The sequence below is a fragment of the Clostridium muellerianum genome (assembly GCF_012926525.1).
Lineage (GTDB): Bacteria > Bacillota > Clostridia > Clostridiales > Clostridiaceae > Clostridium_AM > Clostridium_AM muellerianum.
In genome coordinates, this window is sequence record NZ_JABBNI010000036.1 from 243,091 (window position 1) to 267,053 (window position 23,963).

The window sequence follows — 23,963 nt, forward strand, 5'->3', positions numbered from 1 at the left end:
TAGGAGCGGTTGTTATGGATAGTAAGCAAATAAAAGATATATTACAAGCATTAAAAGATAAACATGATAAACAGGAACAAGTATATAATGATACAGTAGCAGAGATACAAGAACTATGTGAACATAAGGAATTAATAGGAATTATGATAGGTAAGAAGTGTACTGTATGTGGAAAGATATTTACCAATGATGATGAAAGACTAACACATTATAAAGCAATTGATTAAGTAGCAGAGGTCATGGGAGCAGGACACACGACCTTATATATATTTATAATAACAGAAGCAGGGTAAATATAAGATATATCAATAGATTACATGACAGGCTTGAGTTTAAGCTTGTTAACTATGTTATATCTATTTATAATATAGCAGCAATATATATTAATCATAGTAGCAGGGTTATATTATTTAAGGAACGGAGCGGGACTATTATATTTGAACATAATAGCAGCGATTTATGTATTAGATAAAAGAAAGAATTAAATAAAAAAAGTTTAATTGATATATTTACCTTTAAGTAGCAGGGTAAGTATATTTTTTATCAGAGAGTAGCGGGACTTAATAGAATAGTAGATCAAAATAAATTGTATTAGCATATAAAATATGGGGGTACTTTCTTTTTTGTTTTTTTTACACGCCCCCTACAGTTACTTCAATGATTATTTAAAATATTTTTGTAACTTCGGACTTATAAAAGGATATGCAATTATTGTGTACCCTTAATTTGGCTATCCTTTTCATGGATAGCTGATTTTAATTCACACTTGAAATGTGAGCAAGAATATAATAATACAAAAATATTTTATAAAAAAATTTTACAGTTTCGGAACAGATAATTCCGATTGAACTACCTCATATTATAGGTGGTTCATTTTTTAAATTAAGGAGAGGATGGAATGTTTTATGATAATATAGAATTTACTGAAAATGATAAATTCAATAGATATTTATTACATAAGTATATAAATAAAATGTATAAAGATAATGGAGCAACAGAGGAACAAGCAGAACAAGCAACACAAGAATTAATACTAAAATATAAAGATAATTTATTTGGCAAAGATTCCCTATCAGTAATGATCGGAAATGTCAGCATACCTTTTTTTTGTTCCTATTTTCTTCAAGATACCTTTGTTGCTAAAGATGATAATACTGCAAGAGAATTAGCAGAGGTTCATTATGAGATATGGGACACCTTAGAAGATATGATTATTAAAGATAAATTTGATAAATTAGAACTAATTATGCCAAGGGGAACAGCAAAGACAACAGTTTGCGACTTCGCCCTAAGTGTGTATCTACACGCATATAAGAAGTCTATATATACTCTTGTATGTGGTAAAACTGAACAAGATGCAGTTGAGTTCATAGCACAGACTAGACAAGCATTTGAGGAAAACCCTTATATAATAGAAGCATTTGGAGAATTAATTAATACTAAGGAAAACACAGTAAACAAATTGGAATTAGAATTAGACAACCCGAATGGGAAAACAAAAATCCAAGCAATATCTTCTTCAACTTCTATGAGAGGTAAAAAATATAATGGAGCAAGACCTAGTTGTATTATAGCAGACGATTATCAATCTAAAAGTGATTGTATTACTCAAGAAGCTAGAGAGAAAAAATATTTAACTTGGGTAGAAGATTCAGAATTTGCAGGTGATAAGGCAGTATATAGACAAGGTAAAAAGATTAAATCAGGGACAAAATTCATAATTTTAGGCACAATACTCCATTCTGATTGCTTCATGTCAAGGCTTTTAAAGAATAAAGAATATAAACATAAAGTACGTAGAATTTGTAATTTTGACGTTGATAAATATTTTCACGAAGGATTATGGGAAGAATTTAGGAAAGTTTATTTTAATAATAAATTACAAGATTCAGTAAGTGAAGCAAAAGAATTTTATTTCCAACACGAACAAGAAATGCAATATGAAACAATTTGGCAAGATAAATATGATTGCCTAGAAGAAGCCATATCATATTATAATAATCCTAGTTCTTGGAAACAAGAGATGATGAACGATGCTAGTAAACTCGGTGAAAAATGGTTTACTTCAATTAAAACATTACCTTATAAGAGTGAAGAAGGTAAAGATTCTATTATTGGTCATAAAGTTGAGAAAATGATGCTTACAGTAGACCCTGCAAGTACAAGTACAGTACGTTCTGATAGTTTTGCATTTGTAGTTGGTTCAGTAAGCAACAATGGATTTAAGTATGTACATAAAGGAGAGTTAATTAAATATGATGCTAGAACACAGTTTGATGATTATTTAGCACATATTATTGAATTGTTAAAGACTTATAAAGAAATAATTGCAGTTTTCATAGAAAAAAACACGTTTAATGGTTCGGATGCTAACCAATTAGAAAAGCTTATTGAAGAAGACTCCGAACTATCGGGCAGAGATATTCAAATTATAAATGAAAGTCAACGTAAGAATAAAGACGATAAAATAGCTTCATGTGTTTCAGCAGTTAATAATGGAGCAGTAATTTTTAATGAAGAAGATGAAGATTTCATTGAAGAAGTAAAGTCATTTTGTGGACAGGACTTTAGTTTACATGATGATGCACCCGATTGTTTAAGTGAATTTTACAATAGAATAGATTTAATAAAAAAGATAGAACCTTTAAGGTTCTTTAATAATTTGAAAATAAAATATTAGAATAGGAGGTAGAACATGGACACAAATACACCAATAAAAACAATAGATAGTTTAGATACAACATTAAGAAAAGTTGTTACTCAATGTTGTAGTCAATATCAGAGTGAAAAACTTTTAAATGAAACTAAATATAAATATTATAAAGATCATCATGATATTGTAGATAATTATATAAGCGTAGACAAGCGAAGTAATCAAATATGCCAGTGTAACTTTATTGGTAGATTTATTGATGAAGAAATTAGTTATATACTAGGTAAGCCAGTTTCATTCACTCCAAAAAATGGCAAAACAGATGTTATTATGGATATTGATTATTATTTAGCACATTGGAGTAAAAAACATAATCAAAATTTATGTAGGGATTTAAGTATATATGGTAAAGCATATGAACTATTTTATATAAATCAAGACAAGGAATTTTGTGCGAAAATATTAAATCCATTAAATAGTTTTGGTTTGATAGATGAAAATAATATGGTAGTTTTATTCTTATATTTTTACCGAAAGCCATTTATTGATAATATATTTATTGATATTTATACTGATAATGAGATTATAACGGTAAAAGGTGGTACTTTAGAGGTAATATCAAGAAAGCCTAACGTATTTCTTGGTAGAGTTCCAGTTGCGTTTGCAAATATAGACCGTACTATATTTGATATGATAAAGGGGTTAAATGATAGTTATAATGTAACACTAAGTAATGCAGTAAATGAAAATAGTGATTTCCGTAATGCTTATCTCAAGGTTTGTGGAGCATCTGTTAAAGAAGATGATATTAAATATTTTGACACAAAAGGAATTATTAATGTTCCAAAAGATGCTAATATTGATTTCTTGATAAAAGAATTGAATGATGGTTACTTAAAAACAACTCTAAAAGAATTAAAAGATGATATTTATGAGTGTACAGGTCATATAGATACTTCTGAGAAACCAAGTTCAAATACGTCAAGCTTGGCATTACGTGGACGATTATTAACCCTTGAGCAACGTTGCCAGTTGATAGCAGATAGTTTGACAGATGTAATAATGATAAGATTGAAATTCTTATTTTTGTTCCTTAAAAATTATCAAGCAGGATTTAAGAAAAAAAATAATAAATCTTATGATTATAAAAATATTGAAGTTAAATTTAGTCCTAATGTACCAACAGACCTAAGTATGATTTCATCTATAATTAGTCAATTAGGTGGAGTTGATATATCTCAAGAAACTAAATTATCATTGTTACCTTTTATTGAAAATCCAAAACTTGAAATGAAACGTATTAGAGATGAACAGGATAAAAATATGTTAAACCTAGATGATGATTATAACCCATATGATGATGAAAAAGTTGATGAGAATAAAACAAATATACCCGATAATGGCGATCCTTCAAATGTTCCCAATAGCATAAATTATATAGGTGTATAAAATGAAAATTGAAGATAAAAACAAGGATAAAAAGCTACATGAAAAAATGATAGCTTTATTTTTGTTTATTTTAAAATATACAAAACAAATTGATTTATTAATGGGTACATTTAAGGAAAATAGGGAACTTATTAAAACTAAAATTAATCAAATTTATTTAACTTATCCCAATGATGATAAGTTGCAATTGACTTCATCTACTGTAAATAAAATTACAACTGAATTACAACCATTATTTAAGCAAGTAATAAATAATTTAACATTACAAGAAGATGAAGCTTTAGGCAGCTTATTGTCGAAGGTATACAAGGAAACTTATTATAAAACTTCTTATATTATTGGAGCAACTAAATTAATAAAACTTACAGATGAACAAGTTGCTAAGATAATTAAGGAGAAAATAGACCGTAAAAATGCTTATGATAGGAATAAAATTAATAAAATTAAATTTATAAATCAGTTAATTAAGGAGATAAAGTATAACTTAATAAAGGGCGTATCACTACAAAAAATGTTTAAGGTAATTGATAAGAACTTTAATACAGGGGTATTTTATAGCCACCGATTAGTTGAAAATCAGTTAGTTATTGATTTTACAAAGGCACAATTACAGGCTTATGTAGATGGAGGAATAGAGGAAGTGTGGTATTCTGCAATATTGGACAATGTTACTACAGACTTATGTAAAAATTTAAATGATAATATTTATCCAATTGGTCAAGCACCTATACCCATACTTAATACTCATGTTAATTGTAGATCAATGCTTATTCCTATTATTGAAGGTCATAAAGCAAATTCCCTAAGTTGGGAAATGTATCAATCAAATAATAATATAACAATATAAAAAATCTTTTTCGGAATTTGTAGATTGAACAAATTACTATTATTTGAACTTGATAGGACATAAAAAGGTATGGACTATTAAGGGCAGGAGGTTAATTATTATGGCAATAGAAAATTTTAATGAAATAACAGAATATTTTACAACTAATAAAGATTCAGAAGATGTTAAGAATTTTATGAATGGATTAATCAACGTTGATAAGGTAAAAAACTTTCTTGAAACTAACGAGGAAGGTAAACAATATCTTCAAACTTATGGAGATAAACGTGTAACTAAAGGTGTAGAAACTTTTAAAACTAATACACTACCTAAATTAATAGAAGAAGAAATTGCTAAAAGAAATCCTAGCAATAAAGACCCTCGAGAGATAAAGTTGGAACAAGCTTTAGCAGAAATAGATAAAATAAAAGCTGAAAGTTTAAAGAAAGACCTTGCAAATAAAGCATTAAAGGTTGCAACCGAGAAAAAACTTCCTAGTGATATTTTAAATTATTTCATAGGTTCAGATGAAGAAACTACTATGAACAACTTAACAGCACTGGAAAAATCTTTAGAAACTTATACTCAAAGTGTGAAAGATGATTTTCTAAAAAGTGGAACTCATATCCCACCTAAAGGAGATAATTTACCAACTACAGAAGAACAGGCACAGGCAGAAATTAACAAATGCTTTGGATTATAGAATAAATAATATAAAAAATGGTCTTTTTGTAATTGCAGACGTTAAAGAACAAGAATTTTAAATAAAAAATAATAATATAAAAGGATGGTAATAAATATGGCAAATTCAATAGCTTATGCTACTTTATTTCAAAACGCTTTAGACAAGCAATTAATTGCAGGAGCAACTTCAGGTTGGATGGAAGGAAATGCATCACAAGTTATTTACAATGGAGGAAATACTATCAAGATTCCCAAAATTACAATGGATGGTTTAGGCAACTATGATAGAAATAATGGATTTACACAAGGTGCAGTAAATTTAGCATACGAAACTATGACTATGACACAAGATAGAGCAAGAACATTTACTTTAGATGCTATGGACGTTAACGAAAGTAATTTTGTTGCAAGTGCAAGTAATGTTATGAGCCAGTTCCAAGCAGTACAAGTTATCCCCGAAATAGATGCTTATAGATATTCACGTATAGCAAGTTTGGCTATAACAGGGGGACAGGCAGTTGGTGGTTATACACCAGTAGCAACAGATATATTAAGCAAATTAAAAGCTGATATAGCAAAAATTAAAGATGTAGTTGGAGAAGTACCTTTAATAGTTACTATGTCTACTTTAACTAAGAACATATTAGAAAATTCAACTGAAATAAATAAACAATTAGTTGTAACAGATTTTGCAAAAGGAGCATATTCAACTAAAGTATTTATGATAGATGATTGTCCTGTAATTGGTGTACCTTCAGCACGTTTAAAGACTGCATACATATTTAATGATGGTAAAACAGCAGGGCAAACTCAAGGTGGATTTACAGCAGATGCTTCAGCTAAAAATATAAACTGGATAATCTCAACTCAAACAGCACCTATAGCAGTAAGCAAAACAGATACTATGAGAATATTCGACCCAATGGTAAACCAAGCTGCTAATGCTTACAAATTAGACTACAGAAAATATCATGATTTATGGATTCCAAATAACGCTTTAGCAGGTGTATTTGTAAACGTAAAAGAAGCTTTATCATAGGAGAACAGGGGAATTAAATTCCCTTGTTTTTAATTTTTTAAAAATAATTTAAGAGGTGATATATTAATGAAATTACAATTTTTAAATGCTATTAGAATAGTAGCCAATGAAAACAAAAATGAAATTGCACATTTAAAATCTTTAGGATATAAGGAAATTGAAGAAGTTATAGAAGATGAAGAAAAAAATAATGATGATGAAGAAGTGGAAAAGGTAGAAGAAACTCCAAAAACTAAAGGAAAGAATAAAAATAAAGAAGAAGAATAATAGAAGGGGTATGGGTAGAAATATCTATATCCCTATTCTTTTGTAACAGGGTGGTGAGAATATGACAGGGAGTGGAACAGGTCAGATAATAGAAACTACAGTGCTATTATCTGATATTAAAACTTTATTGAGAATTAAAGAAACAGATAATAGTAAAGATGGAATATTAAATATTTATTTAAGGAGAGGTAACAATGCTATTATTAAATATTTAAATAATCCTTCTATCACAGATGCTACAGCATATCCCGATGCCCTAATCGAGTATGTTTTAGTTTGCTATAGAAGAAACGGAAATGAGGGTATTAAACAAAGTTCAGTTGGTAGTCAATCAGCAACTTGGGAAGGTGGACTTCCAAAGAGTGTAAAAGAATTATTACCATTGCCTTATATACAACTATTGTAATATAAGGCTTTTTATACCCTCTAAATAATAATATAAAATTGGAGGTAATGAAATGTTTTATAATGCGACAGTTGATATATATAATTTACCAACCGATTTAAAATCAATCGGTTTAGTAGATGGAGATTTGCAAGAATATGATAAACAAATAAAAATAGAAGAATTTGTTTTTTGTATAAGTAAAAGATTTTATTGTGAATATACTAATTTAATTACGAAAAAAAGCTTTTTAAAAATAGATAATGAATTTTATAAATGTATAAAACCTAAAAATTATGGTGGCTGTATGGAAATAATGCTTTATAAATGCCAAAGCTAAAGGGGGAATAATTAATGCTTGGAAATGTTAAAGGCTATTTGAATGATAATATAGATAATAATATTGATTTTCTCCTTTATGAAGTTGGTATTAATATTAAAGTCAATGAAATTGATAAAAGAGCAATTATAATAGATGCTACAGAGAAAATTAATGAATTAGATGAAAAAATTATTATTACTAATTTTCAAATTAATCAAGGAGATTTAATATTCTATAACAACATGAACTGGCTTATTTTATCAGAAATAGATGTAAGCAAAAACACTTATAGAGGAAGAATAACAAAATGTAATTTTGATGTTAAATTCCCTATTCCAATTAGTTATAAAAATGCTAATAGTGAAGTAGAAGATTATAAATATAATTATACCGTTCCAATAATTGCAACTAGATCAGCATTTAATGTTACAACTAATCAGTATTTTTCTTTAGCAGATGGAGAAGCTTATTTTACAGTTAAAAGTGATAGCTTTACAAAATGGAAAGGTTATAGTGATTTTATAAGTTTAGGTACAGAAATTGTGAAATTTGGATATGCGTTTAAGTTTGAAGGAATAGATCAAACAAAAAAAGGTTTAATTACTTATCATGGAAAAGTTAGTGAAACTAGCACACAGTTAATGGATATGGCAAACGAAAGTACATTCTTTTCAAAGAAATATGAACTTAATATAAATTTTATAGATAATTTAGAAATGGGTTCAACAATAAAACCTAGTGTTCAAATATTGGCTGATAATGTTGATATTACTGGTAAAGTTCCAGTATATTATACGTCTTTAACCCCCGATACTATTAGTATTGGAACAGATGGAACTATTACTCCTATATCAACAGGAACAGCAAAAATAAAAGTCTTTTCTCAAGGTGTTGTTAAATATCTTGAATTTAATGTGAAAGCAATTAATTACAGTATAAATATATTAAATAAAACCGACAACGTTGGCGTAAATTACACCTATATTTTAGATGTTGGGTGCTATAAAGATGGTGTAAAAGAAACTAATCCAATAATTACATATAGTTCTAGTGACCCGAATGTTGCCACTATTGGTAATGATGGTACTATAAAAGGTATTAAGCAAGGAATAGTAACTATTACAGCCAATTACAACGGTATGAGTGATAGTATGAATATTAGTATTATTGCTATAAATACAATAAATATTACTAATAAAATAAATGCACTTAAAGTTGGAGAAAGTTACAATTTGGCGATTGCTTGTACAAGTAATAATATTGTAGATACTAACCCAGTATTGACTTATACAATATCAGATCCGAATGTTTTAACAGTTATTAATGGAACAATTAAGGCTATTGGTGCAGGTACAGCAACCGTAGTTGTGGCTTATAAAGATAAAATAGATAGTATTACTATTACAGCAACAGCAATAGTTTATGCTATATCAATAGGTAATAAGCCAACTACTACAATGTATATAGGAGATACTTTACAATTAAGTATCAATTGTACTATAGATGGTGTAGCAGATACTAACCCAGTAATAACTTATGTTTCAAGTGATATCAATGTTTTAACTGTATCAAATACAGGTTTAATTACTTACAATTCAGCAGGTTCAGCCACAGTTACAACTATTTACAATGGTGTTTCTGATAGTACAACCATTTCAGTAAAATCAATACCACTAATAACAACTTATAGCTTTAAAACTATTATATTAGATAATGTTGTAATGACTAATGATGCAGTAATACTTGATAAAGGAACAACTAAAACAATAAAAGTTACTGAAATTAGAAAATTAGTAACTCAAGGAGCAACAACCATTACAGATGAAATTATATCTAATCCAACGGTTGCATATTCACTTGATAATGCTAATGTAACTATAGATAGCAATGGATTAATTAAGGGAGTTGCAGCAGGAACTTCTATTATAAGTATTGCTTATCAAGATATAGTTAAGCAAATATCAATAGTTGTAAATGATGCTTTAACTATAACTGGAAAGACAAGTGTTGTATTAAATAGGTCTACTACCTACACAAGTAATATGAATGTAAATTGGACTATTGCAAATGAACCTGTAAATGGTGTAACTGAAAGTATAGTATATGCTACCATTACAGCTTATACAGACACAACAGTAACAATCAAAACGACATCAAAGTGGATTTTCGATGATGGGCATAATAGATACTTTAATATTGTGGCTACAAGCAAAGATGGTAGTAAAACTACAACCAACAAAGTTAGAATAACACCATATTAATAGAAAAGGCTAGAAATAGTCTTTTTTTTATTACCTATTTTTATAGAAAGGATGGTGAAAGTATGGATGGTAATAGTGATGTAATTCAAGAGATTTTGGAAAGGTTGGTTCGTATGGAAACCAAATTAGACGATTTTACAAATTTAAGAGAAAAAACCGATATAGCATTTACTACAAGTAAGCAGAATGAAAAAGATATAACAGAAATAAAGGATAATGTTAAATGGTGTTGGAGGACAACACTTGGGGCAATAATTATTGCAGCCATAGGATTATTTTTTAAATTCCATTAAGGAGGTAATTTATGTTAAAGGGAATTGATGTATATGAAGGTGACGATATAGAGGACTTTAATTTATTAAAACAAAATGTAGATTTATTAATCCAAAAAGCTACCGAGGGGGTAACACATATAGATAGTTTAATTCATTATAGATATGGTAATTGTAAGTCTATTGGTATTCCAATAGGTTTTTATCATTTTGCTAGTTTTAATAGTGTAAATCCTATAGGAGAAGCACAACATTTTCTATCAGTTATTAGTGAATTTGAAAGTGATACAATTTTATGGCTTGATATAGAGGAAGATACAAGATGGTCAAAACAAAATGCTATAAATTATGCTAATCAATTTATAAATTATGTACAATCTCAAGGTTATAAGATAGGCATATATACAGGAGAAAGCTTTTATTTAGAATATTTACAAGGGAATATTACCGATATTCCTTTATGGTTAGCAAAATATTCTAGTAAAGAGCCTTGTCTATATCCTAATTGTTCATGGCAATATAGTGATAAGGGACAAATTGAAGGAATTGTTACTCAAACTGATTTAGATTATTTTCAAGAAAGTATATTAATAACTACAGGAGGTAAAAAGAAAGTGAAAAATATAGTTGTCTATAATGGTATAGCAGATCAGAGAATAGCTGAGTATTTAGCAGATAAATTAAATTGTCCTACTATTTTAGGAAGTAGACCTTTTGATTATTCGATAGTTGAAGATGTATATGCAGTAGGTGGTGGAGAATTTACTTCTTATGTAAAACAAAAATTCACTGGCGTAGATAGATTTGAAACTTTAGATTTAGTTAGGGAATTTATTAAAACATTGTAGACAAAACAATTTAAATGTCTACAGATATAAAACTTGTATACATATGTAGACACTCTTTAACCTTGTAGATATATGTATACAAAAAAATATATATTAGAAAGGATTTTTGATTTTATGGAAAATTATTTAATACAGATAATGCAATTAATATTAGGTTTAGTAATTATTATAATTACACCTTTTGCTTATAAAACCTTGACAGCTTTTGAAAAGAAAGCAATTGCAGTTGCAGGGGAAAGTAATTATAATTTTATACGGACTTTTGTTGTAGATATAGTTAAAAGTAAACCTAATGAATTTTACGAAAATGAATTAGTTGAAATACTTGATATTATAGATAATAGATTTGGAAATAAATTTACTAAAAATGAAATAGAAATGCTAGTAGATGCTACAATAAAAGATTTTGGTAAGACCGTTAAAAGTCTACCTATAGAACCAACAGGAGAATTAAATACAGATCAAAATAAATTAATACAAACTAGTGAAAATGAAGTTATAGAAAAGCTTCAAGAAACTTTAGATATATTAAAAAATCAAAATAAACAAGGGTAAATTTAATTCACCCTTGTTTAATAATTATAGTTATATATTACCTAATATATTTATCTAGTAGCTTGGTTTCACTATGTTTTTTTATAATATCCGAATTATCTAATTGAATATATTTTCGGCACATTGCTAATGTTGAATGTCCTAATATTTTTTGTAGTACAAAAATGTCACCACCAGCCTTAATGAAATTTGTTGCAAATACATGTCTGAAAACATGAGGTGTACATCTTTGTTCAACACCAGATGATTTGCCGTAATCTTCAAAGTTGTGTACTATTTGGTTTCTTGTTATTTTTCCACCAAAACTTGATTGAAAAACATAGCTACAATTATTTTCTTTGGATATATTAATCAGTTCTTTTAAAAATTTACATGTCTTATTACTTATTGGAACTTGCCTAAACATTCTTGTTTTAGCATTTTCAGCCTTAATATTAACTAATCCAACTTTTAAATCAATATCTTCAACTTCAAGATTTATGGCTTCAGTTATTCTTATTCCGCAATCAAGCATCAAAAGCATTAAACAAAAGTCACGATATCCAGAATATGCTTTTTTATTTGGAGCTTTCAGCATTTTTTTAACATCAGTATCTGATAATGGTCTAATTGTATCTTTAGGTTCTTTTACTAATTTCAGTTTTGTTGAAAAATCTATATCGATATAATTTTCATTATGCAGCCATTTTAAGAATGTTTTTAGGTTACGAAGTCTGATATTTATAGTACAAGGTTTATATTGCTTTTCGTACACCATATAGTGAATATAACCTCTTAAAAGGTCTATATCTAAGCAACGGACTGGTGTAATCCGATGCTCCGTTTCAAGATAATTTTTGAGATAATTGAAATGAGTTTTATGGTCTTGTAAACTTCTAGGAGCTAGACCTTCTAAGGCTTTGAACTCCATAAATTTTTTATGTAATTCAAAAAAATCGTTGATAGTAATGTCATTAAAAATTTCTCGGTCACTTGTAATAATCGGACTAGACTCAGTTTCATTTGTTAATTTAAGTTTTCTTCTACTCATTGATATTCCTCCATTTGTTATATTTTGAGTAGAAGCAATCCACCACGACGGACTTTTTATTTTTAGACATGAAAAAAGGCTTTAACGAGATTAATTAAAATCTGTTAAAACCTTTTAATGGTGCCGAAGGCGGGACTTGAACCCGCACGAGTGTGACCTCGACGGATTTTGAGTCCGTTGCGTCTGCCAATTCCACCACTCCGGCATGTAACGAAATAATAATAACATATAAATACCATGGTGTCAATAAAAAATGCTATTTATATTAAGAAATTTTTATTGTAGATCAAAAAATTTCTGAAAACCAAGTTTTAAGCTTTCTTGCAGCACTTTGCAAACTATCTGAAGAATGAGCTAAGTTTCGTTCTTTATTATTAGCAAATTTATCATAGATATTTCCAGAAGCAGCTTCAAGGAAACTGGTAGCCTTATTTACTCTTTTTACCAAGAAGGTAGTGTTAGCTTTTTTAGTGTTTACAGAATGTTAATAAAGTTGACACTTATATTATATATAGATTTTATAAAATTTAATCTAGATAAGTGTGTTTTACCAATGATTATTAGTATACTTTATTTTTGCCTGAAATTTTGGCTTGGAGGAAAACAAATGTGGAAATTACTTATAGTTGATGATGAATTTAGAATTAGAAAAGAGTTAAGAAATCTGATAAGTTGTATGCAAAGGGATATTGAAATTATAGGAGAAGCAGAAAATGGTGAACAGGCAATGAACATCATAAGTGAAATAAAGCCGGATATTATGTTAGTGGATATAGGAATGCCAGTTATTAGTGGGTTAGAATTTATCGAAAATATAAAAGAAAGAGACATGGATTGCATTACAATAATTATCAGCAGTTCTAGTGAATTTTTGCATGTACAAAAGGCATTAAGACTTAATGTTTTTGATTATTTACTAAAACCAGTGAAGAGTAGTACATTTCATAGTGCAATACAGAATGCTATAAAAGAATTAAATAGAAGGAAAAGTAATAGGGAATATGAGAAGTGGAAAGCAAAGAACGTTGAAGAAAATATCTCCTTGGTGAAGAAAAGTTTTTTAAATAAATTGATTTTTGGAGAAATGAATAAAAAAGGAATTGAGCAAAATTTAAAGTTTTTAAAAATTAGAAAAGAAAGCCTGTCAGGAATTTGTGTAATTAAACTTTTAGAAAGATTTAATATTGAAAATGATCTAAGAAAAGTAAATTATATGATTGAATTAAAAAGCATTGTAGAAAAAATTATGTGTGAAGAGGAATATAATGTTTTAATTCATAATGCTGAAAATATAATAATAGTATTTTCAACCATTAGAAATAAAGAGCAGTGGTATAAAGTTGGGAAAAATCTGAAGAAGGCTGTTATAAAAAAGTTAAATCAAATTGTAGTTGTTGCACAGTCAGAAAGTAAAGGGGAAATTGCTGAAATAAAAAATAAATATAAAGCTTTACTGAACGCTATAAGTAGGGAAGCGAAACAGAAGCCTTTTGCTTTGATGATGTGTAATTTTATTCAAGCACATTATTTTGAAAATGATTTCAAGATTTCTAAAGTTGCAGAGGAATTTAAAATAACTCCTGCGTATGTAACTAAAATATTAAAAGCAGGAATAGGGTGTTCTTTTGTATATTATTTAACAAATGTGAGAATTGAAAGTGCTATAGAAATGATGAAGGATTCTACAGTAAAAATTGGTGAAGTTTCTGAATTAGTAGGGTATAGCAGTCAGCATTATTTCAGCAGAGCATTTAAGAAGGTAACTGGAGAATCACCTATAAAGTTCAGAGAGAAAAGACTGCTTGGTTGCAGAATGAGTTTGGAAGAAATGTAATTTTTCATGATAAGTTAATATACATAAAATAGTAAAAAGTAATATAAGGAGAATGGAAAATTACAAACCTATACGGTGTTTTTGTAAACAGCATATTGTTTAATAGGATATTTAAGAAGAATATAACATAAAACGTTTACAAAAGTGCAAAAAAAGTTTTTATTATTACAGATATATATGTGGAAAACGATTGTATAATTAAAAATATACAGTTCTAGTATAATCACGAATCCATAATGCACATAAGATATAGGTTATGTAGCTCAACTTTCACAGTTTAAAAATATTGCAAAGGAATATTTTTTGAGAGGACAGGGGACAATTATCCTCTGTCCTTTTAAAAAGAAGTTGAGTAATTAACAAAAATCAAACTTATTATCTGTTAAGAATAATATATTGAGCTACAACTACCTGTGATGCATTTCCAGATGAATCTATTGCTATCATAGCAAGAGTGGTATTATTTTTTATTGTTATTGGTCCTGTGTACAAATTACTTTTTGATGTTGGCATAGTTCTATCTGTAGTATAGTAAATTGATACTCCAGGTGTGATATCACTTAAAGTTATATTTTGTGCTTTTAGATACAGACCACTTCTAACACTTGCTGTTGGATTAGCTGGAGGTGTAACTATGGTATATGAGTTACTTAGAACTCCAGAGGTATTTCCTGATGAATCAACAGCTATAGCTTTTAAAGTACTGGTTGTTGTTATTTTTATATAGCCAGTATATAGTGTGCTGTTAGTAGTTGGAGTGCTTCCGTCTAAAGTATAATAAGCTTTTAATGGTTTTGAATATCTATCATATAGTGTAACTGTTAAAGGAGTTCTATATGAACCTGATGGTACAGAAGCTGTTGGTGTAGGTATTGTTCCAAGCGTAGGTGTTACTTTAGGTGTAGTTCCTGATTGTGATATTGTATACAATACGCTTAAAACTGAAGAAGAATTTCCTGAATTATCTATTGCAACAGCTTTTAATGTTGTAGTTGAACTTATTATAATAGGTGATGAATATAACTTACTTGAAGATGTTGGTGTAGTTCCGTCTAATGTATAGTATATGGAAACTCCACTGGTTGCATCACTTAATGAAACTGTTTGGCTTGTAGTATAAGTTCCAGCTGCTACACTTGCTATAGGTGTTGATACTGTAGTAGTTGTAGTTGCTGCACTACCTGGTGCTACTATTAAGCCGTAACCATATAATGAATCCTTACCAGATGTTCCAAGATCTTTTACATTGCTATCAAGCATCTGTCTTAACTGTAAATTGGTATAGCTTGGATACTTCTGCTTTAATAATGCTAGATCTCCAGTTACAAAAGGAGTTGCCATTGATGTACCACTCATTTTTGCATATCCATTATTCAAGTAAGTGCTTAGTATATCAACTCCTGGTGCGCTTACTTCAAGTTTGCTTCCAGTAGAGGAAAAATAAGCTCTTGTATTGCTAGAGTCTACTGCTCCAACTGCAATAACTGAAGGATAATTAGCAGGATATTCAATGCTCGTTCCAGTACCACTAGTATTACCGTCATTACCAGCAGCTGCTACAACTAATATTCCATTATTGTAAGCTGTGTCTATAGCATTTTTTAATGCTGTAGAAGTTTCATTTGTTCCCATACTCATTGATATTATATCCATCTTATTTTGCATTGCCCAGTCTATTCCAGCTATTATATCTGAAGTATAGCCTTGTCCACTAGAATCAAGGGCTTTTACAGCATATATTGAGGCATCTGGTGCCACTCCTTTAACGCCACCATTTAATCCCTGTGCAGCAATGACTCCTGCCACATGTGTACCATGACCGTTTTGGTCAGTATAGGATGATCCCGATGAACCAGTTATAACATTAGTACCACCTGCAATTGCTAAATCAGAATGTGAAGCTATTCCACTATCTATAATGGCAATTTTTACACCTTTACCTGTTAATCCTGATTGCCATGAAGCGGGAGCATTTATATCATTAACTCCCCAATTAGTCATGGAAGCTGATGATTTTACTATTGAAGTTGAAGATATTTTTACTACGTTATCTTCTTCTACATAATCTACAGTTGAATCTTTTTTTAGCTTGTCTATATTTTGAGTTGTCATTTCAGCAGTAGCTGCATTGAAATATTTAAATTGTTGTTTGGATTTTCCGTTATATTTTGATATTACCTGGCCTTTATCAGTACTGTTTGTCTTAAATTTAATTATATATTTTTTGGTACTGCTTTGTGATGGAGTACTAGCAAAAACTGTTACTCCACATAGGAAATTAAGTAATAATACTATTAACAGTGTACCTATATACTTTTTTTGCTTCATTTTACAAGCCTCCTTGTATGTGTGGAATGAATTTCACATTTAATAGAGTGTTCATAATCTGATTTGTAATAATTGTATTTTATTTAATCATTCACATCAACTCCTTTAAAATATTTTCACTAGTTTATATGTATTTTTATATAGAATGTATTTAATTTGCGATATTTTGTCATATAAGGTCATTTTACCATACTAATATAACAATTTTGTTACAACAGCAAAATTTTCCGTGAGGGAAACTTTGGAATATTGGTAGATACTTAGGAAGTTAATACCTTATTATTCATAATTTGCAATATAAGCATATTGCAAAGCAATTTTTTATATTATTCTATAAATTTTTATACAGAAATGTATTGTTATATTAAGGCATCTTTGCTACAATATAATTGTTCAGTGTGAATTGTGCTGTACTTAGTGGGAACATAAAAATCCCACTGGGATATAAAAAGTACTACCAGGGGTGAAAAATTATGAATTAAGTTTTTTACTCTTATAAAAATAATTTTATCAGTAGAGGAAGGAGAATAAAATATGATTTATTCAACAGAAGTTGACAGAATGTGTTGCGTAACTAAAGGAGCAAACCACCAATCAGCTCCAATTCCAGAAGAAGGAAAATGGGTGCGCTCTAAAGAAATAAAAGATATATCAGGATTAACACATGGTATAGGTTGGTGTGCTCCACAACAAGGTGCTTGCAAACTTACTTTAAATGTTAAAGATGGAATAATTGAAGAAGCTTTAGTTGAAACAATAGGATGTTCAGGAATGACTCATTCAGCAGCTATGGCATCAGAAATACTTCCAGGAAAAACTATACTTGAAGCATTAAACACAGATTTAGTTTGTGATGCTATAAATACAGCAATGAGAGAATTATTCTTACAAATAGTATATGGAAGAACTCAAACTGCTTTCTCAGAAGGTGGACTACCTATAGGAGCAGGTCTTGAAGATTTAGGAAAAGGATTAAGAAGCCAGGTTGGTACTATGTATGGTACAAAAGCTAAGGGAACTAGATACTTAGAAATGGCTGAAGGTTATGTTACAAATGTAGCTTTAGACGAAAACAACGAAGTTATAGGATATAAATTCGTTCACCTTGGAAAAATGATGGAAATGATAGGAAAAGGAATGGATGCTAACGAAGCTAAAGAAAAAGCTACTGGACAATATGGTAGATTTGATGAAGCTGTAAAAGTTATCGATCCAAGACATGAATAATATATAAGGAGGACGTTTGAAATGGCATTATTTGAAAGTTATGAAAGAAGAATTGATCAGATTAAACCAGTGCTTGAAAAGTATGGCATGAAGACTATAGAAGAAGCTAAGGCTGTTTGTGATGAAAAGGGAATAGATGTTTATAACATAGTTAAATCAACTCAGCCAATATGTTTTGAAAATGCTTGCTGGGCTTACATATTAGGTGCTGCAATAGCTATAAAAAAAGGATGTAAAAAGGCTGCTGAAGCTGGAGAAGCTTTAGGAGAAGGCTTACAAGCTTTCTGTATTCCAGGATCAGTTGCAGACGATAGAAAAGTTGGAATAGGACACGGAAATTTAGCAGCTATGCTTTTAAGAGAAGAAACTAAATGTTTTGCTTTCTTAGCAGGACATGAATCATTTGCAGCTGCTGAAGGTGCTATAAAAATAGCTGAAAAAGCTAACAGAGTTAGAAAAGAACCATTAAGAGTTATATTAAATGGTCTTGGAAAAGATGCTGCTTATGTAATTTCAAGAATTAATGGATTTACATATGTTGAAACTAAATTTGACTACTACACAGGAAAATTAGCAGTAGTTAGAGAAGTTGCTTTCTCAAAGGGCGAAAGAGCTAAAGTTAAATGCTATGGTTCAGACGATGTTAGAGAAGGTGTTGCTATAATGCACAAAGAGGGAGTTGACGTATCAATAACTGGTAACTCAACTAACCCAACAAGATTCCAGCATCCAGTTGCAGGAACATACAAAAAAGAATGTTATGAACAAGGTAAGAAATACTTCTCAGTTGCATCAGGTGGTGGTACTGGAAGAACTCTTCACCCAGATAACATGGGATCAGGTCCAGCTTCTTATGGTATGACAGATACTATGGGAAGAATGCATTCAGATGCTCAATTTGCAGGTTCTTCATCAGTTCCAGCTCACGTTGAAATGATGGGCCTTATAGGAATGGGTAACAACCCAATGGTTGGAGCTTCAGTTGCAGTAGCAGTTGCTGTTGAAGAAGCTATGAGCAAATAAGGGTTTAGACCGTATTAACTGAATAAAAACTGATTAAAGTTTATAATAAAAAAAGAGACACGTTTAATTAATTAAAATTAGTTAGATGTGTCTCTTTTTTGTATGCATTTATTTAGGTGGGTGATATAATAATATGCAAAAAAATTAAGAATACAAACAGATAATGAAATTCTTACTTAGCACAGCAGTTAGATCAAATAAAATAATCAAGAGATGGGAAAAATAATATAAATTCTTTTAAAAGTCATGATATTACTCACTTAAAAGAAGAAATATATAAGTACCCACAAACTCAAATAGTATTTGAAATGATAGACAATGGAGAAATACTGAACGATTAGTACGCTAAGTGAATTATGAATAAGTTTATCTAGCTTCATAATAAGATTAATATTCACTGCATAAATATATGGTGGAAGAGCATATGTAGGTTATAAAAAAATGAGAAATAGCTGAATTCATCATTATCATAATGCAGTGAGTAACTTAATAAAGTTTAAATCAATGTTAAAGTGGTAGTAATGGTTAAAAAAACTGTTGCTACCATTTAGTTTTATAAATTAAAATATAATAGTCCACACAAGTTGAAGAATTTGCAAAGACAGTGGGATGGAATATAAGAAAATAAATTTGAGTACATAGTTTATAAAAAATTGTTAGCCTTACAGAGATTGGAAGTTAGCTGACAATTTTTGTTGCCAAGGAGAAGAATTTAATACAAAAGAAGAAGCAATATCCGCAGGAAGAGATGAATTAATTAAACGTAATAAATTAAGAATTTAGCAAGGCAAAGAAACTAGTAAATCATTTGAAATTGGATAAATTGAAGAAGTAACTCCATGCGGAGTTGATGTAGATTTTATTTTAGATAATGTTGCAGAAAATACAATAGAAGGCATGGAAGTAGGAGAAGATTGTCTTTGCAATGTTGCAAAAGAATTGTAATGAAAAATATATATTTTCTAGTAGTTACAAACAGAGCTTAACAGTTTATAAGTGTGAAACATTTAGAATAAACTTAAATTTACAGTTTTAGTAAGTAAAAATTATAAAATAAAAAATCAGTTACTTTTTAACTTAAGGTAACTGATTTTTTTTATATTTTATAATAATAAGTATTTTAACAACCATGAAGTTTCTCTATTAATGTTATTTCTAAAGAGACATATTAATGTCTACTAAGTTGAGTTTTTGAAATTGGTTGAGAGTTTAGGGTCATATTTGTTGTTTTTAAAGGATTATCAATATTAATATTAAGTGACTTCTCATTATCATTTATAAGTGATGTTTTATTTATAGTTGAAGTGGTAGATGGACCAGCAACAGTATTGAATTGAATGATTAGTGCACTAAAAAGTTCGCAATTATCTACAAACTTAATGCCTGGAAGCATATCTAATTCATATGAAGAATTTGTATCATAATTTCCAACTGGTGAATTTACTATAATAGTTTTTCTGTCTGAAGATAGTGAAATATTAGCTGCAACCTTAGTTCCATTACCATCAACTTTGTATACATTTACATAACTTTGAATAGGAAAATTATCTATAACTTGGTTAGGTAATCCCAATGTAAATGTTTTATTAGTAAACTGATATCCTTGCAGTGTATACATTCCTAATGTTGATACTCTTGCTGTTATTATATCATCAAGACGTTCTTTAGCATTAGGAATATCTTTTACATTATGATTAATAATTAATCTGTCTATTTTACATTTTATGCGTTTAGTTTTTTCACCATATTAGCCATATTGACACCTAGTGTTTGTAAAATCTTATGTCCCTTGGCATCCATCCCTACGCTAGAGCCATGCTGAAACATCATATTCCAATACTCACTGGTTACTACAGGCATTTCGCTGAATGCAAAATATTTATTTAATCGGTCAAGTGTTGCTGTTGACCCAGCACGATAACAACTTGCCACAGCAGCCGCAGGCTTTCCCCTAAATAATTGCCCATGTGTACTTGCCGCATAAAAAACACGATCAAGTAATGCACAAAGAGCACCATTTGGACCCGCAAAGTAAACAGGAGTACCAACGATAATTCCATCTGCCTGCAAGAAGGCTTCTATCAAAGCATTGCAGGGATCATCTGTAAAGACACATCGATTTGTTTTTTCACACCTACAGCAATCAATGCATCCATGAATAGGCTTGTTTCCTATATGAAACCATTCTGTTTCAATCCCATTGTTAAGTAGGGATTGCTCTACCATAGTAAGAGCGGTGTATGTACTCCCATTTTTATGAGAACTACCATTAACTAATAGAACTTTCATAATATTTATTCCTCCTCGTCAATACGTTCGATTTTGAAGATAACTGGTCGAGTACCATCGTTGCAGCAGGCAATCATCATCTTTTCGTCATTTGTCCAGCCTTTCATGATAGAACCGCCCTGAAGTGCTGCATAAACGTACCGACTGACACAGTCCCAGGCTTCTGAGCAAAATTTGCCGTTCAGCATATGCCAGAAGTCGTCTCGTTCGCCGTTACGCTCTAAAATAAATTCCTGTCCTTCTTCAAAGAATGGGCAAGGACCTGATTTTGGATCTTTAAGATATTGGCCTTGTAAATCTGTATAACATTCTTTTCTCAAAACTGTTATTTTACATTTATGTTGCATAATATTCCTCCTATATTTAGTTTATTCAATGTAGTAGACGTAATTTTCTTTTCTTGGTGATGCTTTCGGCAATTCTCCTTCGGCATAACCAAGAATACAGTGTCCAATACCTTCGTACTCACCTTCAATATCAAGGGATTTAAGAATTGCTTTTCCTTCTGGACGTTCAAATTCTTCTTTTGCTCTGTGAATCCAGCAGCTTCCGATACCAAGATCATGTGCTGCCAGCATCAGATTCCCCATAACAAGACTACCATCATAAACGTGATTTACCCAATTCTTATCAGCTAACACAATTAGAACAACTGGAGCCCCATAGAACGGGTCACTATTAGTTCCCATGATTTCTGCATTCAGTTTGGAAAGCTTATCTCGTAGTTTCTTATTTGTCACAGCGATAATAATAGGTGACTGTCTATTCATTCCCGTAGCAGCATAGGTACCGGCTGTCACGATTTTATCAATGATTTCCTTTGGTACCATATCTGGCTTATACTTTCGTATACTTCTTCTTGTTTCAATTTTTTTGATTACTTCACTCATATTTTTTTACCTCTCTTTTTCGTGCAGGACATTTCCTTCCATCTATATACCATAGACAGCTCCTGCAATTTTTGCATGGAATAGGTTCTATTCCATTTAGGACCTTATTAGCCCAGCTTGGATCACACAGATGCCCTCGACCAACTGCCACTAGATCTGCATATCCCTTTTCTAGAATGTCTTCTGCCTGTTTTGCAGATGTAATGCCACCAACACATATGACTGGAATGGTGGACACTTCTTTTACCAAAGATGCCATATAAACTGTTCTTTCATATGGAAAAGAATCTAGGCATTCCTGAAAATAGTAACATCCCAAAGATACATTTAGAAAATCTGCACCAGCAGCTTCTGAAGCTTTTGCTATCTTTATTAATTCTTCTTTATTGTTATGACCGAAACGGACATCTACAAGGAAATCTGAACCACAGTTTTCTTTAATGGCAGAAATCAGCTCAGTCAACAATACTGTTCCATCTGCATATTCATCAGTGCGGTTGTTTCGCTCCATAATCTGATTCAGATAAAAGCCATGTGCTGCATGAAGTTCTACACCATCAAATCCTGCAGTTTTGCAGCGAACTGCTGCAGATACAAAATCATCCCGATAGGCAAGGAACTGTGACCTTGAGATTTCATTTAGTGAAATTTCTTTCATAGCAGACAAACCTGTATTCATCATTTGCACAACAGCTACAGCATCATTCTTTTTTGTTGCCTGCGCAAGAAGGGTTAATCCTTCCAGACAATTGACATCAAAGATACCAATGGTGTTCCTTGTCTCCTTAAGTTTTGAAGTCGCACAGGCTTCTATAATAATCAAGCCAGCCCCACCCTCAGCAAAACTTTGATAATGTTGTAAATGTCGCTTGTTTACCAATCCATCTGGATTGGTTAATCCAAAATCAGCCATTGGTGGTACCACGATTCTGTTTTTTATAGTCTTTACATTAATCTTAATTGGAGCCTTGAGGTTAGAGAACGCTGTTACCATATTTATATCTCCTTTCCTACTTCCTTTATTTTTATCAGCTCTTTTTGAAAGTCATATATTTTTTGGTATAATAAAAGTATTTAATTTTAATTCTAAAGGAGCTGATTTCATGCTTACACCACGTTATTTTTTTACAAATGATTTTTTGCAATGTTATAACTACTTTTTGTTACAGTCACATAAAAAGAAAATATTCCATAAAGGCGATTACTTATGGAAGCCTGGGGAACCTTTTAATACAATCCACTACATTATTTCTGGAGTTGCACAAAATTACATTGAGCATGAAAATGGTCATCGCAAGATTGTTTCATTTCATGGAAAGGGCACCGTATTTCCTGGCTACCACCAAAAAAACTACAAAATTGAAAAATCCATTATTACAATTGCTATGACTGACATGGAAGTATTGGAATTCACAAAAGAAGAATTCCACACCATGTTTGAAGACAATTACAATGTGCGATCCGCTGTCATCGACTGGTTTTCAACCTATGCCAATTTGCTTTTATATGATAATGCACATCAGGAGTACAACAGTTCTTTCATAAAGCTTTGTAATTTGATCTATCTACTTCTGGTTAGTGAAGATATTAGGTCAGAAAGCTTTATTGGAATTACACAAAATGATCTTGCTGATGTTCTTGGAATCAGTCGTGTAAATTTAACACGTGGGTTATCCTTTCTGCGCAATGAAAATATCATTGCAACACGTAGAAAACATATTGAAGTAATTGATTCTTCTGCATTAGCTAAATATTGTTCTATTGAAACACTTTAACATTAA

Annotated in this window: 26 protein-coding genes and 1 tRNA gene; 17 read left to right on the forward strand and 10 right to left on the reverse strand. The window is 30.4% G+C overall.

All coding sequences use genetic code 11. The features are described 5' to 3' along the window. Nucleotides 1-14: 14 nt before the first annotated feature. The 13 genes from HBE96_RS17340 to HBE96_RS17400 all read left to right on the forward strand — a co-directional run bounded on the left by HBE96_RS17340 (nucleotide 15) and on the right by HBE96_RS17400 (nucleotide 11,561). Nucleotides 15-227, forward strand: a complete 213-nt coding sequence (locus HBE96_RS17340; protein ID WP_169298970.1) for a hypothetical protein — start codon at nucleotides 15-17, stop codon at nucleotides 225-227. 671 nt (nucleotides 228-898) lie between these two features. Next, on the forward strand, nucleotides 899-2,680 hold the full coding sequence (locus HBE96_RS17345) for a hypothetical protein (protein ID WP_243186982.1): 1,782 nt from the start codon (nucleotides 899-901) through the stop codon (nucleotides 2,678-2,680). Nucleotides 2,681-2,695: 15 nt separating this feature from the next. Then, complete coding sequence (locus HBE96_RS17350; protein ID WP_169298971.1) at nucleotides 2,696-4,102, forward strand: phage portal protein; 1,407 nt, start codon at nucleotides 2,696-2,698, stop codon at nucleotides 4,100-4,102. Between the two features lies 1 nt (nucleotide 4,103). Next, the gene (locus HBE96_RS17355) at nucleotides 4,104-4,949 is read left to right on the forward strand and encodes a minor capsid protein (protein ID WP_169298972.1); all 846 of its coding nucleotides are present in this window, start codon (nucleotides 4,104-4,106) and stop codon (nucleotides 4,947-4,949) included. Nucleotides 4,950-5,049: 100 nt separating this feature from the next. Next, a complete protein-coding gene (locus tag HBE96_RS17360) occupies nucleotides 5,050-5,631 on the forward strand; it encodes a DUF4355 domain-containing protein (RefSeq protein WP_169298973.1) in 582 nt (193 codons plus the stop codon). Nucleotides 5,632-5,727: 96 nt separating this feature from the next. Next, nucleotides 5,728-6,651, forward strand: coding sequence for a hypothetical protein (locus HBE96_RS17365; protein WP_169298974.1), 924 nt, complete (start codon nucleotides 5,728-5,730; stop codon nucleotides 6,649-6,651). Between the two features lie 66 nt (nucleotides 6,652-6,717). After that, a complete protein-coding gene (locus HBE96_RS17370) occupies nucleotides 6,718-6,918 on the forward strand; it encodes a hypothetical protein (RefSeq protein ID WP_169298975.1) in 201 nt (66 codons plus the stop codon). A gap of 61 nt (nucleotides 6,919-6,979) precedes the next feature. Further along, nucleotides 6,980-7,324: a phage head-tail connector protein gene (locus tag HBE96_RS17375; protein WP_169298976.1), complete on the forward strand. Its 345-nt coding sequence runs from the start codon at nucleotides 6,980-6,982 to the stop codon at nucleotides 7,322-7,324. A gap of 52 nt (nucleotides 7,325-7,376) precedes the next feature. Further along, a complete protein-coding gene (locus HBE96_RS17380) occupies nucleotides 7,377-7,643 on the forward strand; it encodes a hypothetical protein (protein WP_169298977.1) in 267 nt (88 codons plus the stop codon). Between the two features lie 14 nt (nucleotides 7,644-7,657). Then, nucleotides 7,658-9,886: an Ig-like domain-containing protein gene (locus HBE96_RS17385; RefSeq protein ID WP_169298978.1), complete on the forward strand. Its 2,229-nt coding sequence runs from the start codon at nucleotides 7,658-7,660 to the stop codon at nucleotides 9,884-9,886. A gap of 62 nt (nucleotides 9,887-9,948) precedes the next feature. Continuing rightward, on the forward strand, nucleotides 9,949-10,179 hold the full coding sequence (locus HBE96_RS17390) for a hemolysin XhlA family protein (protein WP_169298979.1): 231 nt from the start codon (nucleotides 9,949-9,951) through the stop codon (nucleotides 10,177-10,179). An 11-nt stretch (nucleotides 10,180-10,190) separates the two neighbouring features. Next, the gene (locus HBE96_RS17395; protein ID WP_169298980.1) at nucleotides 10,191-11,006 is read left to right on the forward strand and encodes a GH25 family lysozyme; all 816 of its coding nucleotides are present in this window, start codon (nucleotides 10,191-10,193) and stop codon (nucleotides 11,004-11,006) included. Between the two features lie 114 nt (nucleotides 11,007-11,120). Beyond that, nucleotides 11,121-11,561 (forward strand): hypothetical protein, encoded by a 441-nt coding sequence (locus HBE96_RS17400; RefSeq protein WP_169298981.1) that lies wholly within the window; start codon nucleotides 11,121-11,123, stop codon nucleotides 11,559-11,561. Nucleotides 11,562-11,598: 37 nt separating this feature from the next. On the opposite strand, the gene HBE96_RS17405 is transcribed toward HBE96_RS17400, so the two are convergent. From HBE96_RS17405 to HBE96_RS17415, 3 genes are all read right to left on the reverse strand, one after another. After that, nucleotides 11,599-12,591 carry a tyrosine-type recombinase/integrase gene (locus tag HBE96_RS17405; protein ID WP_169298982.1) on the reverse strand — a complete coding sequence of 331 codons (993 nt, stop codon included), beginning with the start codon at nucleotides 12,589-12,591 and terminating at the stop codon, nucleotides 11,599-11,601. A gap of 118 nt (nucleotides 12,592-12,709) precedes the next feature. Then, a tRNA-Leu gene (locus HBE96_RS17410) sits at nucleotides 12,710-12,796 on the reverse strand. An 81-nt stretch (nucleotides 12,797-12,877) separates the two neighbouring features. Next, complete coding sequence (locus HBE96_RS17415; RefSeq protein WP_169298983.1) at nucleotides 12,878-13,039, reverse strand: nucleoside-diphosphate kinase; 162 nt, start codon at nucleotides 13,037-13,039, stop codon at nucleotides 12,878-12,880. A 159-nt stretch (nucleotides 13,040-13,198) separates the two neighbouring features. Between HBE96_RS17415 and HBE96_RS17420 the strand changes: the two genes are divergently transcribed. Continuing rightward, nucleotides 13,199-14,425, forward strand: a complete 1,227-nt coding sequence (locus HBE96_RS17420; RefSeq protein WP_169298984.1) for a response regulator transcription factor — start codon at nucleotides 13,199-13,201, stop codon at nucleotides 14,423-14,425. Nucleotides 14,426-14,800: 375 nt separating this feature from the next. Here HBE96_RS17420 and HBE96_RS17425 read toward each other — a convergent pair whose 3' ends face one another. After that, nucleotides 14,801-16,753, reverse strand: a complete 1,953-nt coding sequence (locus HBE96_RS17425) for a S8 family serine peptidase (protein WP_169298985.1) — start codon at nucleotides 16,751-16,753, stop codon at nucleotides 14,801-14,803. A gap of 534 nt (nucleotides 16,754-17,287) precedes the next feature. Between HBE96_RS17425 and HBE96_RS17430 the strand changes: the two genes are divergently transcribed. Together HBE96_RS17430 and HBE96_RS17435 are read left to right on the forward strand one after the other, a co-directional pair. Then, nucleotides 17,288-17,980 carry an iron-sulfur cluster assembly scaffold protein gene (locus HBE96_RS17430; protein ID WP_169298986.1) on the forward strand — a complete coding sequence of 231 codons (693 nt, stop codon included), beginning with the start codon at nucleotides 17,288-17,290 and terminating at the stop codon, nucleotides 17,978-17,980. A gap of 21 nt (nucleotides 17,981-18,001) precedes the next feature. Continuing rightward, a complete protein-coding gene (locus tag HBE96_RS17435) occupies nucleotides 18,002-19,003 on the forward strand; it encodes a GGGtGRT protein (protein WP_169298987.1) in 1,002 nt (333 codons plus the stop codon). Between the two features lie 779 nt (nucleotides 19,004-19,782). Here HBE96_RS17435 and HBE96_RS17440 read toward each other — a convergent pair. The 6 genes from HBE96_RS17440 to HBE96_RS17465 form a co-directional block, all read right to left on the reverse strand. After that, nucleotides 19,783-19,929 carry a hypothetical protein gene (locus HBE96_RS17440; protein ID WP_169298988.1) on the reverse strand — a complete coding sequence of 49 codons (147 nt, stop codon included), beginning with the start codon at nucleotides 19,927-19,929 and terminating at the stop codon, nucleotides 19,783-19,785. A gap of 242 nt (nucleotides 19,930-20,171) precedes the next feature. After that, complete coding sequence (locus HBE96_RS17445) at nucleotides 20,172-20,621, reverse strand: hypothetical protein (protein WP_169298989.1); 450 nt, start codon at nucleotides 20,619-20,621, stop codon at nucleotides 20,172-20,174. 104 nt (nucleotides 20,622-20,725) lie between these two features. After that, nucleotides 20,726-21,292, reverse strand: coding sequence for a flavodoxin family protein (locus tag HBE96_RS17450; protein WP_169298990.1), 567 nt, complete (start codon nucleotides 21,290-21,292; stop codon nucleotides 20,726-20,728). A gap of 5 nt (nucleotides 21,293-21,297) precedes the next feature. Then, the gene (locus HBE96_RS17455; protein WP_169298991.1) at nucleotides 21,298-21,639 is read right to left on the reverse strand and encodes a TIGR04076 family protein; all 342 of its coding nucleotides are present in this window, start codon (nucleotides 21,637-21,639) and stop codon (nucleotides 21,298-21,300) included. A gap of 21 nt (nucleotides 21,640-21,660) precedes the next feature. Continuing rightward, nucleotides 21,661-22,182, reverse strand: a complete 522-nt coding sequence (locus HBE96_RS17460; protein WP_169298992.1) for a nitroreductase — start codon at nucleotides 22,180-22,182, stop codon at nucleotides 21,661-21,663. Next, on the reverse strand, nucleotides 22,175-23,095 hold the full coding sequence (locus tag HBE96_RS17465) for an NADH:flavin oxidoreductase (protein WP_243186983.1): 921 nt from the start codon (nucleotides 23,093-23,095) through the stop codon (nucleotides 22,175-22,177). The genes HBE96_RS17460 and HBE96_RS17465 overlap by 8 nt, the downstream gene beginning before the upstream one ends. Between HBE96_RS17465 and HBE96_RS17470 the strand changes: the two genes are divergently transcribed. After that, the gene (locus HBE96_RS17470) at nucleotides 23,073-23,957 is read left to right on the forward strand and encodes a Crp/Fnr family transcriptional regulator (RefSeq protein WP_243186984.1); all 885 of its coding nucleotides are present in this window, start codon (nucleotides 23,073-23,075) and stop codon (nucleotides 23,955-23,957) included. The two genes, HBE96_RS17465 and HBE96_RS17470, sit on opposite strands and share 23 nt — an antisense overlap. Nucleotides 23,958-23,963: the final 6 nt, after the last annotated feature.

Bases quoted from the DNA above. Each gene is read 5' to 3' on its own strand.
- HBE96_RS17365 (WP_169298974.1), top strand. From the start codon at position 5,728: ATGGCAAATTCAATAGCTTATGCTACTTTATTTCAAAACGCTTTAGAC.
- HBE96_RS17340 (WP_169298970.1), top strand. From the start codon at position 15: ATGGATAGTAAGCAAATAAAAGATATATTACAAGCATTAAAAGATAAA.
- HBE96_RS17375 (WP_169298976.1), top strand. From the start codon at position 6,980: ATGACAGGGAGTGGAACAGGTCAGATAATAGAAACTACAGTGCTATTA.
- HBE96_RS17370 (WP_169298975.1), top strand. From the start codon at position 6,718: ATGAAATTACAATTTTTAAATGCTATTAGAATAGTAGCCAATGAAAAC.
- HBE96_RS17420 (WP_169298984.1), top strand. From the start codon at position 13,199: ATGTGGAAATTACTTATAGTTGATGATGAATTTAGAATTAGAAAAGAG.
- HBE96_RS17425 (WP_169298985.1), bottom strand. From the start codon at position 16,753: ATGAAGCAAAAAAAGTATATAGGTACACTGTTAATAGTATTATTACTT.
- HBE96_RS17355 (WP_169298972.1), top strand. From the start codon at position 4,104: ATGAAAATTGAAGATAAAAACAAGGATAAAAAGCTACATGAAAAAATG.
- HBE96_RS17465 (WP_243186983.1), bottom strand. From the start codon at position 23,095: ATGGCTGATTTTGGATTAACCAATCCAGATGGATTGGTAAACAAGCGA.
- HBE96_RS17405 (WP_169298982.1), bottom strand. From the start codon at position 12,591: ATGAGTAGAAGAAAACTTAAATTAACAAATGAAACTGAGTCTAGTCCG.
- HBE96_RS17450 (WP_169298990.1), bottom strand. From the start codon at position 21,292: ATGAAAGTTCTATTAGTTAATGGTAGTTCTCATAAAAATGGGAGTACA.
- HBE96_RS17390 (WP_169298979.1), top strand. From the start codon at position 9,949: ATGGATGGTAATAGTGATGTAATTCAAGAGATTTTGGAAAGGTTGGTT.
- HBE96_RS17360 (WP_169298973.1), top strand. From the start codon at position 5,050: ATGGCAATAGAAAATTTTAATGAAATAACAGAATATTTTACAACTAAT.
- HBE96_RS17445 (WP_169298989.1), bottom strand. From the start codon at position 20,621: ATGTATACACTGCAAGGATATCAGTTTACTAATAAAACATTTACATTG.
- HBE96_RS17345 (WP_243186982.1), top strand. From the start codon at position 899: ATGTTTTATGATAATATAGAATTTACTGAAAATGATAAATTCAATAGA.
- HBE96_RS17350 (WP_169298971.1), top strand. From the start codon at position 2,696: ATGGACACAAATACACCAATAAAAACAATAGATAGTTTAGATACAACA.
- HBE96_RS17430 (WP_169298986.1), top strand. From the start codon at position 17,288: ATGATTTATTCAACAGAAGTTGACAGAATGTGTTGCGTAACTAAAGGA.
- HBE96_RS17400 (WP_169298981.1), top strand. From the start codon at position 11,121: ATGGAAAATTATTTAATACAGATAATGCAATTAATATTAGGTTTAGTA.
- HBE96_RS17380 (WP_169298977.1), top strand. From the start codon at position 7,377: ATGTTTTATAATGCGACAGTTGATATATATAATTTACCAACCGATTTA.
- HBE96_RS17385 (WP_169298978.1), top strand. From the start codon at position 7,658: ATGCTTGGAAATGTTAAAGGCTATTTGAATGATAATATAGATAATAAT.
- HBE96_RS17455 (WP_169298991.1), bottom strand. From the start codon at position 21,639: ATGCAACATAAATGTAAAATAACAGTTTTGAGAAAAGAATGTTATACA.
- HBE96_RS17395 (WP_169298980.1), top strand. From the start codon at position 10,191: ATGTTAAAGGGAATTGATGTATATGAAGGTGACGATATAGAGGACTTT.
- HBE96_RS17435 (WP_169298987.1), top strand. From the start codon at position 18,002: ATGGCATTATTTGAAAGTTATGAAAGAAGAATTGATCAGATTAAACCA.
- HBE96_RS17460 (WP_169298992.1), bottom strand. From the start codon at position 22,182: ATGAGTGAAGTAATCAAAAAAATTGAAACAAGAAGAAGTATACGAAAG.